General features: G+C 72.9%; 13 protein-coding genes. 7 read left to right on the top strand and 6 right to left on the bottom strand.

Annotated features, from left to right (window positions below; genetic code table 11):
- Nucleotides 1-70: 70 nt before the first annotated feature.
- The 3 genes from ABTZ58_RS20540 to ABTZ58_RS20530 form a co-directional block, all read right to left on the bottom strand.
- Nucleotides 71-163: an Ms4533A family Cys-rich leader peptide gene (locus ABTZ58_RS20540; protein ID WP_351358375.1), complete on the bottom strand. Its 93-nt coding sequence runs from the start codon at nucleotides 161-163 to the stop codon at nucleotides 71-73.
- Between the two features lie 68 nt (nucleotides 164-231).
- The gene (locus tag ABTZ58_RS20535; RefSeq protein WP_351358372.1) at nucleotides 232-1,593 is read right to left on the bottom strand and encodes a DUF3152 domain-containing protein; all 1,362 of its coding nucleotides are present in this window, start codon (nucleotides 1,591-1,593) and stop codon (nucleotides 232-234) included.
- Nucleotides 1,594-1,940: 347 nt separating this feature from the next.
- Nucleotides 1,941-3,008 carry an alpha/beta fold hydrolase gene (locus ABTZ58_RS20530; RefSeq protein WP_351358369.1) on the bottom strand — a complete coding sequence of 356 codons (1,068 nt, stop codon included), beginning with the start codon at nucleotides 3,006-3,008 and terminating at the stop codon, nucleotides 1,941-1,943.
- Nucleotides 3,009-3,264: 256 nt separating this feature from the next.
- Between ABTZ58_RS20530 and ABTZ58_RS20525 the strand changes: the two genes are divergently transcribed.
- The 4 genes from ABTZ58_RS20525 (at nucleotide 3,265) to ABTZ58_RS20510 (ending at nucleotide 5,203) form a co-directional block, all read left to right on the top strand.
- Entirely contained in the window at nucleotides 3,265-3,489 is a 225-nt protein-coding gene (locus tag ABTZ58_RS20525; RefSeq protein WP_351358366.1) for an Rv3202a family protein, read from the top strand.
- Nucleotides 3,490-3,696: 207 nt separating this feature from the next.
- Nucleotides 3,697-4,344: a TetR/AcrR family transcriptional regulator gene (locus ABTZ58_RS20520; RefSeq protein WP_309096964.1), complete on the top strand. Its 648-nt coding sequence runs from the start codon at nucleotides 3,697-3,699 to the stop codon at nucleotides 4,342-4,344.
- Nucleotides 4,345-4,479: 135 nt separating this feature from the next.
- Complete coding sequence (locus ABTZ58_RS20515; protein WP_309096965.1) at nucleotides 4,480-4,707, top strand: DUF3107 domain-containing protein; 228 nt, start codon at nucleotides 4,480-4,482, stop codon at nucleotides 4,705-4,707.
- Nucleotides 4,708-4,933: 226 nt separating this feature from the next.
- A complete protein-coding gene (locus tag ABTZ58_RS20510) occupies nucleotides 4,934-5,203 on the top strand; it encodes a hypothetical protein (RefSeq protein ID WP_351358362.1) in 270 nt (89 codons plus the stop codon).
- Between the two features lie 124 nt (nucleotides 5,204-5,327).
- Here the strand turns inward: ABTZ58_RS20510 and ABTZ58_RS20505 are convergent, their stop codons facing one another.
- Nucleotides 5,328-6,077 (bottom strand): ferritin-like fold-containing protein, encoded by a 750-nt coding sequence (locus ABTZ58_RS20505; protein WP_351358359.1) that lies wholly within the window; start codon nucleotides 6,075-6,077, stop codon nucleotides 5,328-5,330.
- A 477-nt stretch (nucleotides 6,078-6,554) separates the two neighbouring features.
- Here ABTZ58_RS20505 and ABTZ58_RS20500 point away from each other — a divergent pair, with 477 nt between their 5' ends.
- Entirely contained in the window at nucleotides 6,555-9,116 is a 2,562-nt protein-coding gene (locus tag ABTZ58_RS20500) for a DEAD/DEAH box helicase (protein WP_351358356.1), read from the top strand.
- Between the two features lie 103 nt (nucleotides 9,117-9,219).
- Nucleotides 9,220-10,101 (top strand): alpha/beta fold hydrolase, encoded by an 882-nt coding sequence (locus ABTZ58_RS20495; RefSeq protein WP_351358353.1) that lies wholly within the window; start codon nucleotides 9,220-9,222, stop codon nucleotides 10,099-10,101.
- Here the strand turns inward: ABTZ58_RS20495 and ABTZ58_RS20490 are convergent.
- On the bottom strand, nucleotides 10,098-10,991 hold the full coding sequence (locus ABTZ58_RS20490) for an NYN domain-containing protein (protein WP_351358350.1): 894 nt from the start codon (nucleotides 10,989-10,991) through the stop codon (nucleotides 10,098-10,100). The two genes, ABTZ58_RS20495 and ABTZ58_RS20490, sit on opposite strands and share 4 nt — an antisense overlap.
- A gap of 227 nt (nucleotides 10,992-11,218) precedes the next feature.
- Between ABTZ58_RS20490 and ABTZ58_RS20485 the strand changes: the two genes are divergently transcribed.
- The gene (locus tag ABTZ58_RS20485; RefSeq protein ID WP_309097190.1) at nucleotides 11,219-11,371 is read left to right on the top strand and encodes a DUF8834 family protein; all 153 of its coding nucleotides are present in this window, start codon (nucleotides 11,219-11,221) and stop codon (nucleotides 11,369-11,371) included.
- Nucleotides 11,372-11,546: 175 nt separating this feature from the next.
- Here ABTZ58_RS20485 and ABTZ58_RS20480 read toward each other — a convergent pair whose 3' ends face one another.
- Nucleotides 11,547-12,152, bottom strand: coding sequence for a MarC family protein (locus ABTZ58_RS20480; RefSeq protein WP_094057443.1), 606 nt, complete (start codon nucleotides 12,150-12,152; stop codon nucleotides 11,547-11,549).
- Nucleotides 12,153-12,179: the final 27 nt, after the last annotated feature.

Genomic DNA, 12,179 nt, shown 5'->3' with positions numbered 1-12,179 from the left:
TCGTCGAGGAAACCGCGACAGGGTCACGGCCAGGAGGGAAAGGATTCGCGACGCGCGCCTCGGGCGGGCGTCAGCAACAGTGGATGTCGGCCACGCAGAGCGGGGTCACGCCGATGAGCGCCAGCTCGATGGCGGCGCGAACGGAGGCGGGACGGGACGACATGCCCAGAAATATGTACGAACTCTCTGCACATGTCAACGCGAGGCGTGCCACACGGCCCGCCCCGGCTCTCAACTTCGCGGATACGGCCAGGGGTTGGCGCGGCAGTGGATGCCGTCGTGGTCGAGGAACTTGGTCTGCTGCTGCATGACCGGGGCGAGGTCGCCGTCCTTGTCGCAGGTGACGTGCCCGTAGCCGAGGCGGTGCCCGACCTCGTGGTTGATCAGCATCTGCCGGTAGGCGTGGATCTCGCCGTCGCCGTACGTCTCGGAGCCCTGCGCCCACCGGTAGGCATTGATCATCACGCGTTCGGTCGCGGCCGAGTCGCAGGAGACGTTGTCCACGGTGGTGTCCAGGCCGGACTTGGCGCACCAGTCGGCGGTCGTGCCCGGGCTGGCGAGGGTGATCACGAAGTCGGGCCGGCCGGAGTGGATGCGCTCGAAGGTGCGCGCGCCGTTGTGGGCCCAGCTGCGCTGGTCGTTGAGCGTCTTCTGCACGGCCTCGGCGAACAGCTCGGCGTCGAGCCCCAGCCCCTGTTCCACGTCCACGCGGTAGGTGAACTTCTGTCCCGCGCCGCGCGCCTTGGCGATGCCGGGGACGGCGTCGAACCGGCCCGAGCCCTTGAGCGTGGCACCGAGCGGGTACGTCCGCTCCATCTTCGCCTCGTACGTCAGTGGCGCCAGCCGGGCGCCCGGGGCCGGGGTGGCCCGGCCGGCCGCACGGGACGCCGGGTCGCGGACGTCCCGGGCCCGGTCGGCGGCGGACTGCGACTGCACGTCGGCGCCGCCTTGGTCGTCGGCGACCTGACCGGCGACGATCACGGCCAGCACGGTGGTGACGGCGGCGGCCGCGATGCCGGTGAAGGCACGGCCCTTGCCTCCCCTGCCGGGCCCGGGCGCACCGGGGGGAGCCGCTCCACCGGGGTCGCCGGAGCGGCTGTCGGCCAGGGTGCCCGCGTTCCGGTCCGCGACGGAGGCGTAGGCGTCCGCCGCGTGCGCGGAAGCGGGCGTACGGGGCGCGAAGACGTCGTCCTCCTCGTCGAATGCGTCGAGATAGTCCTGCCGCGGCCCGGGCACGGAGGCCCGGCGCTGCCGGGGTATGGCGGCACCGGCTCCCGCACGCCCAGCGCCGCCGCCCCTCAGCTCGCCCCAGCCGCCCCCGGCCTCCCGCTGCTCGGGATGCCCGCCCCGAGCCCGCGGAAAGCCCTGCGCGGGCGTCCCGTCGGGCGACCGGCGAACCCCCGGCGCGGGCGTACCGTCCGGCAGCCTGGCCACACCGTGCGCCGGAGTCCCGTCGGCGGGCCGGGGCACACCACGCGCCGGGGTCCCGTCCGGCAGCCTGGGCGCACCGTGCGCGGGCGTCCCGTCCGGCAGCCGCGGCGCACCGTGCCCCGGCGTCCCCTCCGGCAGCCACCCCTCCGGCAGACGCGGCATCCCGTGCGGCGGCGTCCCCTGAGGACGCGTCACATGCGGAGCCGTCACGTTCCGGGAAGTCAGGTTCTGGGGCGTCACATACGGAGGCACCCCGCGTTGCGGTGCGGCCGGTCCCGGTGCGGGCCGTGGCCCCGGCACGCGGCGAGCGCCCGCGCCCGGCGGCGGCCAGCCGCCCTGCCCGGCCCCGGGCGAGGCCGGCCGGGCACCCCGGCCCTCGTCCGGTGTCCGGCCCGGCGCGGTCCCCGGCCCCTGCGCCGGCCCGTCCCGGCCGTCCCGTACTGCGGTGGTGTCCGAGGTGTCGCCCTTGGCGACGGGCCCTCGGCGGCTGTGGCGTCCCACGTCGCGCCTCAGCCCCCCATGCTCTCGTCGGTGGTGTCCCGGTCGACGGCGTCGTCCGCGCGGGCACGCGAGTCACCACTGTCCGCCGCGCTCCGCGCCCGCCGCGCGCGCTGCGTACCCAACTCTCCGGAGTCGTCCAGCAGTTCACGGAACGCCATGGCGACCGTCTCCGGGTACTCCATCATGGCCACGTGCCCGGCGTCCGGCAACGTCACAAGCCGCGAGTCGCGAAAAGCCCGGGCCGCCTTCTGGGCCATGCGGAAGCCGACGAGCTGATCGCGGCCGCCGTAGACGAGCAGGGTCGGCGCGAGGACGCGCTCGGCCTGGCGCCACAGTCCGTGCTGGCCACCGAGGGTGTACGCGTTGACGATCCCGCGCGCGGAGCGCGCCATCGCGTCCCAGAAGTACGGCAGCCGCAGCCGCCGCTCCATCTCCTCGACCGCGTTGCGGAATCCCTCCGGCGTGACCCGCCCCGGGTCCCCGTAGCACAGCGCCATCACGCCGCGGACGCGCTGTTCCGCTGTCCACTCGCGCGTGAGGCGCGTGAAGAGCGGGGCGATCCCGGGCACGGCGAGCAGCCCCGTCGGCACGGCGGAGCGCTGCACTCGGATTTCCGGCAGGGCGGGTGACACAAGTGTGAGCGTACGGACGAGATCGGGCCGGACCGCGGCGACACGGGTGGTGATGGCGCCGCCGAGCGAGTTTCCGAACAGGTGCACGGGCCCGCGACCGGAGGCGTCGAGGTAGCGGATGACCGCGCGCGCGTGGCCCGTGACGGAGTAGTCGCCGTCGTCCGGGGGCGGCGAGTCGCCGAAGCCCGGCAGGTCGAGGGCCTCGGGGTCGACGACGTCCTCCAGCAGCGACATCAGCGCCGACCAGTTCTGCGAGGAGCCCCCGAGCCCGTGCACGCACAGGGCGGGAGGCAGTCCCTCTCGCGCGGGCGGCCTCGACCGCACCGTCAGCGTGACCCCGGGCAGCTCGACCGACCTCAGCCGCTCCCCCTCCGCGACCCGGACGGTCCCCACCTTCGGCAGCACATTGGCGGGCGGCACGAACGGCAGCTCGGTCGAAGACATGCGGCAATGTTACGAGACGATCACGCAGTGACTCATGTGTTCGCCTGTGTTCGCCGTCACAGGATCAAGCCCGTTGATCAGGGAACGGAGGAGGCACTCGGGAGCACCATGGACAGCAGTCGAAGGGATACGCATCGCGTCACGCCCCGGACGCGGATCGCATAGCGTCCGGATCGGGTGTCTCCTAGGCTCGGACAGAGGGCACCCGCATGTGGCCCCTGCATTCCCAGGGACGTTCGTAGAAAGGGAGCCCAGCATGGCCGTAGACCCCACCGACCCGGAGACGTTCGAGGCCGAGGACGCGCCGGAGACGCCGGAGTTCGGTGTCGAGGCGCCCGAGGTCGACGCGGCCGAGCAGCGGGCGGACCTCGCGCCGGAGCGCGACGACCCGCTGACCGCCGTCGACCCGGACCGCGCCAGCGAGGCCGACCTGATGGAACAGGCCCGGATCGTCTCGCTCGACGAGGACGACTACCGGTGACGCTCGCCACCGGCGGGCCACAGATCGCGCCACCGAGCAGGAAAGGAGTCGCATTTTGCCCGCTCTGACCCTGTTTGAAACCTACTCGACCGCTTTCGTAACCGTCCGGTCCGTGAAATTCTGCGCTCTCACCGCGCACACCACGGTTACCGAAAAGTACGATGGCGACGCGGCCAGATCCGCACGTGGACGACTATGGGAGGCGGCGTGACAGCCATCGAGCAGACAGAGGCGGTTCGCCCGCGGGGCACACGCCTGCCGCGCCGTGCCCGACGCAACCAGCTTCTGGGCGCCGCCCAGGAAGTCTTCGTGGCCCAGGGCTACCACGCGGCCGCGATGGACGACATCGCGGAGCGCGCCGGCGTCAGCAAGCCGGTGCTCTACCAGCACTTCCCGGGCAAGCTCGACCTCTACCTCGCCCTGCTGGACCAGCACTGCGAGTCGCTCATCCAGGCCGTACGGCACGCGCTCGCGTCGACGACCGACAACAAGCAGCGCGTCCGGGCGACGATGGACGCCTACTTCGCGTACGTCGAGGACGACGGCGGCGCCTTCCGGCTGGTCTTCGAGTCGGACCTGACCAACGAGCCGGCGGTGCGCGAGCGCGTCGACAAGGTCACCAACGAGTGCGCCGAGGCGATCTGCGACGTGATCGCGGAGGACACGGGTCTGTCGCGCGCGGAGTCGATGCTGCTCGCCTCGGGCCTGGGCGGGCTCGCCCAGGTGGTGGCGCGCTCCTGGCTGCACAGCGACCGCAGCGTGCCCCGCGACCAGGCGGTGCAGCTGCTGACCTCGCTGGCATGGCGCGGCATCGCGGGCTTCCCGCTGCACGGGACGGACCAGCAGCACCACTGACGGGCGCGTTGTTCCCGTCCGGTGTTCGCTCGTGGCGTTCTCGGGCGGAGCGTGTACGTCCCCTCACCGGGCTAATGTGTGCTGCGTACGGCGCGGAAGTTCGCGCACATCACTGACCGTCGGAGGGACATAGCCGTGGAGGTCAAGATCGGCGTGCAGCACGCGCCCCGCGAGATCGTTCTGGAGAGCGGTCAGAGTGCCGATGAGGTCGAGCGGGCGGTGTCCGAGGCGCTGGCCGGGAAGTCGCCGCTGCTGAGCCTCGTGGACGAGCACGGCCGCAAGGTCCTCGTCCCGGCCGACCGCCTCGCCTACGTCGAGATCGGCGAGCCGGCCCCGCGCAAGGTGGGCTTCGGCGCGCTGTAGGCGCTAGTGCGCGAGGGGGCGGGACGGCTGCGGCCGTCCCGCCCCCTCGGCGTTTCCCAGCGCTTGCCGCCCGCCCCCTCGGCGTCCGCACGCCCCTTGCGGCACCGGGGTTCCTCCACGGATGGAGCACAAGTCGCCCACAGGGGTGGATTGGATTCCGCAGGTCAGGGGTAAGACGGGCTACGACCGATTTGGGCAGGCCGGCCATGTGGGAGGGACCCCCGACATGCTCCTGGAAGCGCTGAGTTCCGCGATCCTCGGCCTGACTCTGGCCTGGGCGGCCACGCAGCGGCTGGCGCACCGCCTGCCGTCCCGCCACCTGGTGCTGTCGACCGGTGTGGCCGGCGCTCTGTTCGGGGCCTTCGTCATGCACAGCGCGCTGGACGCCGGGCACCTGCTGGTGGTGCTGCTCGGCGCGGTGATCGTCTCGGTGGCCTCGCTGTCGCTGCTGCTGCGCCCCGCGGGAAGACTGCGCCGCCGATCGGCGACCGCCTGACGGGTCGCCGGTGGTGGCGCTCACGACGACGGAGCCGGGGCCCCCGGTCCGGTCCCGGAGACTGACCGGGGCCCGGCCCCCGAGCCTGACCGGGGCCGGACCCTGGCACGGCCGGCGCTCCTGACTAGGCGGCCAGCCCCAGCGCGGCCATCCGCTTGGTGTGGGCCTCGGTGATCCGGGAGAACATCCTGCCGACCTCGGCGAGGTCGAAGCCGTCCGCGACACCGCCGACGAGCATGGTCGACAGCGCGTCCCGGTCGGCGACCACCCGCTGGGACTGCGACAGGGCCTCGCCCATCAGCCGCCGCGCCCACAGCGCGAGCCGCCCGCCGACCCGCGGGTCGGCGTCGATCGCCGCGCGCACCTTCTCCACGGCGAAGCCACCGTGCCCGGTGTCGTCGAGCACGGCCAGCACCAGGGAACGGGTGTCGGAGTCCAGCCGGGCCGCGACCTCCCGGTAGAAGTCGCTGGCGATGGAGTCGCCGACGTAGGCCTTGACGAGCCCCTCCAGCCAGTCCGAGGGCGCCGTCTGCTTGTGGAAGCCGTCGTACGCCGCGACGAACGGCTCCATCGCGGAGGTGGGCTCCTGCCCGATCTCGGCGAGCCGGCCGCGCAGCCGCTCGAAGTGGTGGAACTCGGCCGACGCCATCTTCGCCAGCTCCGCCTTGTCCTCCAGCGTCGGCGCCAGCTTGGCGTCCTCCGCGAGCCGCTCGAACGCCGCCAGCTCCCCGTAGGCCAGCGCACCGAGCAGGTCCACGACCGCGGCGCGGTACTGCGGGTCGGCGGAGGCCGTCGCCCAGTCCAGGGCGGCGACCCCGGTGTGGGCGGCGGGGGCGGTGTCCGAGGCGTTGCCAGGCTTGTCAGAGCTCGTCATGAAGCGCACAATAGCCCGCTCGCCCGGGGGCGTAAGGCCCTGGTCAATCACTGTGACGACGACTACGTGACCGGATCGGCCATCGCATGTGCGCGATTCCGGGGTATGGTGGTAATGCGCCTGCTGGTACGTCGCCGTACCTCGACAGGCCGCACGTATGAGGATGCCCGGTCGGTGGCCCGATCGGCTCCGACCCGACAGCCCTCCCCGGCGTACGGCACCACGCGTACGAGTCCCGGAGGGGACACCCTCAGCGGCATGAGCGCTCGAGCGTCGGCGCGGTCCCGTGCTCCACGGCCCGCCCGTAGGCAGCCGACGTCCCCGGCACGGTCCGACACGACCCCCGCGCTCGCCTCGCGCCGCCCACACAGAAGAGGCAGCACCCTGACTACGACGTTCCGAGAGCTCGGAATTCTTCCCGAGACGGCCGAGGCCCTGGAGGCCGTCGGCATCACCACCGCCTTCCCCATCCAGGAGATGACGCTTCCCGTGGCCCTGTCGGGCTCGGACGTCATCGGCCAGGCCAAGACCGGCACCGGCAAGACGCTGGGCTTCGGCCTCCCGCTCCTCGAGCGCGTCACGGTCCCCGCCGACGTGGAGGCCGGACGCGCCAAGCCCGAGGACCTCACCGACGCCCCGCAGGCGCTCGTCGTCGTCCCCACGCGCGAGCTGTGCACGCAGGTCACCAACGACCTGCTGACCGCGGGCAAGGTGCGCAACGTGCGCGTCCTCGCGATCTACGGCGGCCGCGCCTACGAGCCCCAGGTCGAGGCCCTCAAGAAGGGCGTCGACGTGGTCGTCGGCACCCCGGGCCGGCTGCTCGACCTCGCCGGGCAGAAGAAGCTGAACCTGAAGCACGTCAGGTGCCTGGTCCTCGACGAGGCCGACGAGATGCTCGACCTGGGCTTCCTGCCCGACGTCGAGAGGATCATCAACATGCTGCCGGTGCGCCGCCAGACCATGCTGTTCTCGGCCACCATGCCGGGCGCGGTCATCGGACTGGCCCGCCGCTACATGTCGCAGCCCACGCACATCAGCGCGACCTCGCCGGACGACGCGGGCGCGACGGTCGCGAACACCAAGCAGTTCGTCTACCGCGCGCACAACATGGACAAGCCCGAGATGGTCGCGCGCATCCTCCAGGCCGACGGCCGCGGGCTGGCCATGGTCTTCTGCCGCACCAAGCGCACGGCGGCCGACCTCGCCGACCAGCTCAAGCAGCGCGGCTTCGCCTCCGGCGCGGTCCACGGCGACCTCGGCCAGGGCGCGCGCGAGCAGGCCCTGCGGGCCTTCCGCAACGGCAAGGTGGACGTGCTCGTCTGCACCGACGTCGCGGCCCGCGGTATCGACGTCGAGGGCGTCACGCACGTCATCAACTACCAGTCGCCGGAAGAGGAGAAGACGTACCTGCACCGCATCGGCCGTACCGGCCGCGCGGGCGCGAAGGGTACGGCGATCACCCTCGTCGACTGGGACGACATCCCGCGCTGGCAGCTGATCAACAAGGCGCTGGACCTGGGCTTCAACGACCCGCCGGAGACGTACTCCACGTCCCCGCACCTCTTCTCCGACCTCGGCATCCCCGAGGGCACGAAGGGTCTCCTGCCGCGCTCGGAGCGCACGCGCGCCGGGCTGGACGCGGAGGAGCTCGAGGACCTGGGCGAGACGGGCGGCCGCGGGCCGCGCGGGCGCGGCGGCCGGGGTGGCCGCGGCGACGACCGGGACGAGTCCCGCTCGGCCGACCGCGAGCGTTCCCCGCGTACGCCGCGCCGCCGTCGCCGGACGCGCGGCGGGACTCCGCTGGACGCGCCCGGTTCCGCCGGCGCCACCGCACCCGAGACGGAGGCCACGGCTGCCGCCGCCGGCGGTACGGCCGAGGCGGAGGCCGTCACGGCTCCGCGCACGCCGCGTCGCCGTCGCCGGACGCGCGGCGGTGCGTCGGCCGAGGCGGCGCCGGTCACGGCCGTCGAGACGTCCGCGTCCGCACCGGCGGAGCACGCCGTCGACACGGCCGAGGGCACGACCGCGGAGGCCTCCGAGGCGGCCGCGAAGCCGCGTCGGCGCCGTACGCGCAGGTCGGAGACGGCGGTCGTGGAGACGCCCGCCACGGACACCTCGGCGGTCGAGCCCGAGGCCGCGGTGACGCCGCCGGCCGCGGAGCCCACGGTCGTCGCCGAGGCCGCTCCGGTGGCCTCGGAGCCCGAGGCCGCCGCCACGCCGCGCCGCCGCACCCGCAAGGCCACGGCGCCCGCGGCCGAGGCCGCCGTCGACACGGCGGAGGCGACAGAGGCCAAGCCGCGCCGCACGCGCAAGACCGCCGCCGCGGCCGAGGCCGCTGTCGACAACGCCGAAGCCACCGAGGCCAAGCCGCGCCGGACGCGGAAGACCGCGGCCACGGAGACGGCCACGGAGACCACCGAGGCCGAGCCCAGGCGGACGCGCAAGACGACGGCCGCCAAGGCCGACGCCGCCGTCGACACCGCCGAAGGCACGGAGGCCAAGCCCCGCCGCCGCACCCGCAAGGCCACCGAGCCCACCGATCCCGCCCAGGCCGCCGAGATCCCGGCCCAGACGGCACAGGAGCCCGAGACCGCCGAGGCCAAGCCCCGCCGCACCCGCAAGGCCACGGCCACCAAGGCCGAGACCGCTGTGGACACGGCGGAGGCGACCGAGGCCAAGCCGCGCCGGACGCGGAAGACCGCCGCCGCGGAGACGGCCACGGAGACCACCGAGGCCAAGCCCAAACGGACGCGCAAGACGACGGCCGCCAAGGCCGACGCCGCCGTCGACACCGCCGAAGGCACGGAGGCCAAGCCCCGCCGCCGCACCCGCAAGGCCACCGAGCCCACTGACCCCGCCCAGGCCGCCGAGATCCCGGCCCAGACGGCACAGGAGCCCGAGACCGCCGAGGCCAAGCCCCGCCGCACCCGCAAGGCCACGGCCACCAAGGCCGACGCCTCGGAAGGCGTGGTGGAGGCCAGGCCCAAGGTCCGCCGTACCCGCAAGGCCACGGCCGCCGCGGAGTCCACGGAGGGCTGACACACCCCCGTTCGACGGCCCGGTCCCGCACAGGGGACCGGGCCGTCGGCGTTCTCCCGGGTGCTCAGCCGGTGCCGGCTCCCCACCGGCTACCCTCACCCCCGTGACCAGCCACCCCGCCTTTCCTCCACCCCCGGGCGCCCGCGCGTACAAGCTGCGCACGGCCCGGGGCGACTTCGCCGTCGTCGACTCGTCGCCGGAGCCGGGGACGGAGGTCAGGGGTGTCGTCCTGATGCTGCCCGGGTTCACCGGGAGCAAGGAGGACTTCCGGCTGCTGCACGGGCCGCTCGCGGCGCGCGGGTACCGGGTCGTCGCCGTGGACGGCCGCGGACAGCACGAGTCGGACGGGCCCGCGGATGACGAATCCGCCTACGCCCAACCGGAGTTGGCGCGGGACGTGCTCGCGCAGGCCGAGGCGCTCGGCGTGCCCCTGCATCTCGTCGGGCACTCGCTCGGCGGGCAGATCGCCCGTGCCGCCGTGCTGCTCGACCACACCCCCTTCCTGTCCCTCACCCTGATGTCGTCCGGTCCGGCGGAGATCTCCGTCTCCCAGCAGCAGCGGGTGAAGCTGCTCAGGGACGCGCTCGCCGTGCTGTCGATGGAGGAGGTGTGGGAGGCCATCCGGGCGATGGGAGCGCCCGAGGAGGTCGGCGGGCCGGCCCGCGGCCTCGGTGGCCAGGACCAGTTGCGCCGCCGCTGGCTGGGCAACCGACCGGCCCAACTGCTGGCGACGGGACGCCAGTTGTGCACCGAGCCGGACCGTGTCGCCGAGCTCGCCGCGGTGCCGCTGCCGTTCCACGTCCTGTCGGGCGAGCGCGACGACACCTGGCCGGTTGCGCTCCTGGACGACATGGCCGTACGGCTGGGCGCGCACCGCACGGTCGTCGCGGGGGCGGAGCACTCCCCCAACGCCGACCAGCCCCTGCCGACGGCCCGGGCCCTCGCCGGCTTCTGGGACGGTGCCGGCGCGGTCGGCGGCTCCTAGTACTGCGTCTGCAGGTGCTCCCAGAACCCGTCGCGCAGGGCCCGCCGCAGATCCGCCTGTCCGCGCAGCGAGTACTGCAGCAGGCCCTCCGCCTCCACGAGCAGGTCCTGGTCGACCGAGCCCGGCAGATAGGGATGCCCGGGCAGCAGTTCCACCAGTGAGTCCCGGCCGCGCGCCGCCAGCCACTTCGCGGAGATCTGCGCGCCGACGAACCGCACGTCCTCGCGGCTGGGCCGCCCCGCGGCCGTCTCGTGGACCGGGGAAGTGCGGCGGGAGACGTACGGCTTGAAGAAGTCCAGGTCGAGTGTGCGCTGGCTGTCGACCTCCCACAGCAGCGGCTCGGCCTGGTTGCGGCCCTCCGGCGCCTCGATGCCCCAGAGGTGGACGCGGGCGCCGTAGCCTTGGGCCGCCTCCACCGCCGAGACCAGGTCCTCGTCGCCGCCGAGCAGGGCCGCGTCGCTGATGGCACGGTGGCGGGCGAGCGACTCCAGGTCGGAGCGGATGAGGGAGTCGACGCCCTTCTGCTGGTTGTTGGCGTTGAGGTTGCCCAGCCGTACCTTCACGTCGGGCAGCTCCGCGATGGACTGCTGCTCCGCGGTGTGGATCCGGCGGCGGGCGCCGTCGTACCAGTAGACCCGCAGGAGCCGGCTGTCCGCGAAGACCGTGCGGGCCCGGTCGATGAGCGCGTCGATCAGGCCCTCGCCGTCCAGGTCGAAGGCGCGACGGTCCTCCGTCCCGGCCACCAGGCGCCCCGCGGCCGCGTACAGGTACCCCGCGTCGACGAAGATCGCGTGGGTCGAGGGCGTCTTCGCCACCTCGGCGAGCATGCGCTGGAGCAGCTCGTTGGTGCGGTCGATGCGGGCGCTGAGGGCCGCGAGGTCGTCGTTCATCACCTCCATTGTCCCGGCGGTCACGCTGCGAACACAACCGGTCCCGGGCGGTCCCGTAACGACACTCTTACAGCTCAGTAATTAGCAGTTCGAAAAATTTCCTTAGCGTAGGGAATGTTTGACGCGTGCATCTCTGTTGACCCATACGGAACACCGAGCACCGCAGCCGGTGGGCCGCCACTCAAGTAGTTCTCCTCAGGAGGATGACCAGACGAAGGGAGAAGCCCTTGCGCTTCGAAATCATGCGACTCGACGACGTGGACGGCACGCCTGTGGACACGACCGTCGTGGATGCCGCCTCCGTCAATCACATCGTGCAGCAGGCCGCCGCCATCGGGCAGCGCCTGTGGATCCGCCCGGCCGAGACCACGGCCTCATAACACGCGCGGCTCTCCCCCACTTCGCGGCCCCCGCCCGGCACCGGCCGAGCGGGGGCCGCGCCGTTGCGGGCCGTCATGACCGGGGGCGTACCGGCCGAGAGCGAGATCGGGACGGTGGCCCGCGGCCCGCACCGGCCGGCGCGATCAGCTCGGTCCTCACCGGCCGGGGGTGATCTCAGCTCCCCTGGACGACCTGCGTGACACCGTTGATGATCTGCTGCACGGCGATCGCGGAGAGCATCATGCCGGCGAGCCGCGTCACCAGGACCACGCCGCCGTCCTTGATGATCCGGATGATCACCAGCGAGTAGCGCATCACCAGCCACAGCACGACGTGGATGGCGAGGATCGCCGTCCACACGGACACCTGCGCGGTGACGGTGTGGGCCTTCTGCACGGCGAGGATGACCGACACGATGGCGCCCGGCCCGGCCAGCAGCGGCATGCCCAGCGGCACCAGCGCGACGTTGACGTCCTTGGTCTGCTTCGGCTCGTCGGTCTTCCCGGTGAGCAGGTCCAGCGCGATCAGCAGGAGCAGCAGCCCGCCCGCGATCATCAGCGCGGGCACGGAGACGTGCAGATAGTTCAGGATCTGGTGCCCGAGCAGCCCGAACACGGTGATCACACCACCGGCGACACAGACGGCCTGGAAGGCCATCCGCTTCTGCACCTTCCCGGGCCGCCCGGCGGTGAGGGCGAGGAAGATCGGGGTGATCCCCGGCGGGTCCATGATCACGAAGAGGGTCAGGAAGAGGGAGCCGAAGACGGCGAGGTCGAACATGAGTGATGGCCTTGCGCGTGTCGAGGG

The sequence above is a fragment of the Streptomyces sp. NPDC094143 genome (genome assembly GCF_040303825.1).
Taxonomy (GTDB): domain Bacteria; phylum Actinomycetota; class Actinomycetes; order Streptomycetales; family Streptomycetaceae; genus Streptomyces.
This window is presented reverse-complemented; position numbering and strand designations above follow the sequence as displayed.

Coding starts and splice junctions, on each gene's coding strand:
- ABTZ58_RS20525 (WP_351358366.1), top strand. CDS start 3,265: ATGGCCGTAGACCCCACCGACCCGGAGACGTTCGAGGCCGAGGACGCG.
- ABTZ58_RS20490 (WP_351358350.1), bottom strand. CDS start 10,991: ATGAACGACGACCTCGCGGCCCTCAGCGCCCGCATCGACCGCACCAAC.
- ABTZ58_RS20510 (WP_351358362.1), top strand. CDS start 4,934: ATGCTCCTGGAAGCGCTGAGTTCCGCGATCCTCGGCCTGACTCTGGCC.
- ABTZ58_RS20535 (WP_351358372.1), bottom strand. CDS start 1,593: ATGCCGCGTCTGCCGGAGGGGTGGCTGCCGGAGGGGACGCCGGGGCAC.
- ABTZ58_RS20500 (WP_351358356.1), top strand. CDS start 6,555: ATGACGCTTCCCGTGGCCCTGTCGGGCTCGGACGTCATCGGCCAGGCC.
- ABTZ58_RS20480 (WP_094057443.1), bottom strand. CDS start 12,152: ATGTTCGACCTCGCCGTCTTCGGCTCCCTCTTCCTGACCCTCTTCGTG.
- ABTZ58_RS20505 (WP_351358359.1), bottom strand. CDS start 6,077: ATGACGAGCTCTGACAAGCCTGGCAACGCCTCGGACACCGCCCCCGCC.
- ABTZ58_RS20530 (WP_351358369.1), bottom strand. CDS start 3,008: ATGTCTTCGACCGAGCTGCCGTTCGTGCCGCCCGCCAATGTGCTGCCG.
- ABTZ58_RS20540 (WP_351358375.1), bottom strand. CDS start 163: ATGTCGTCCCGTCCCGCCTCCGTTCGCGCCGCCATCGAGCTGGCGCTC.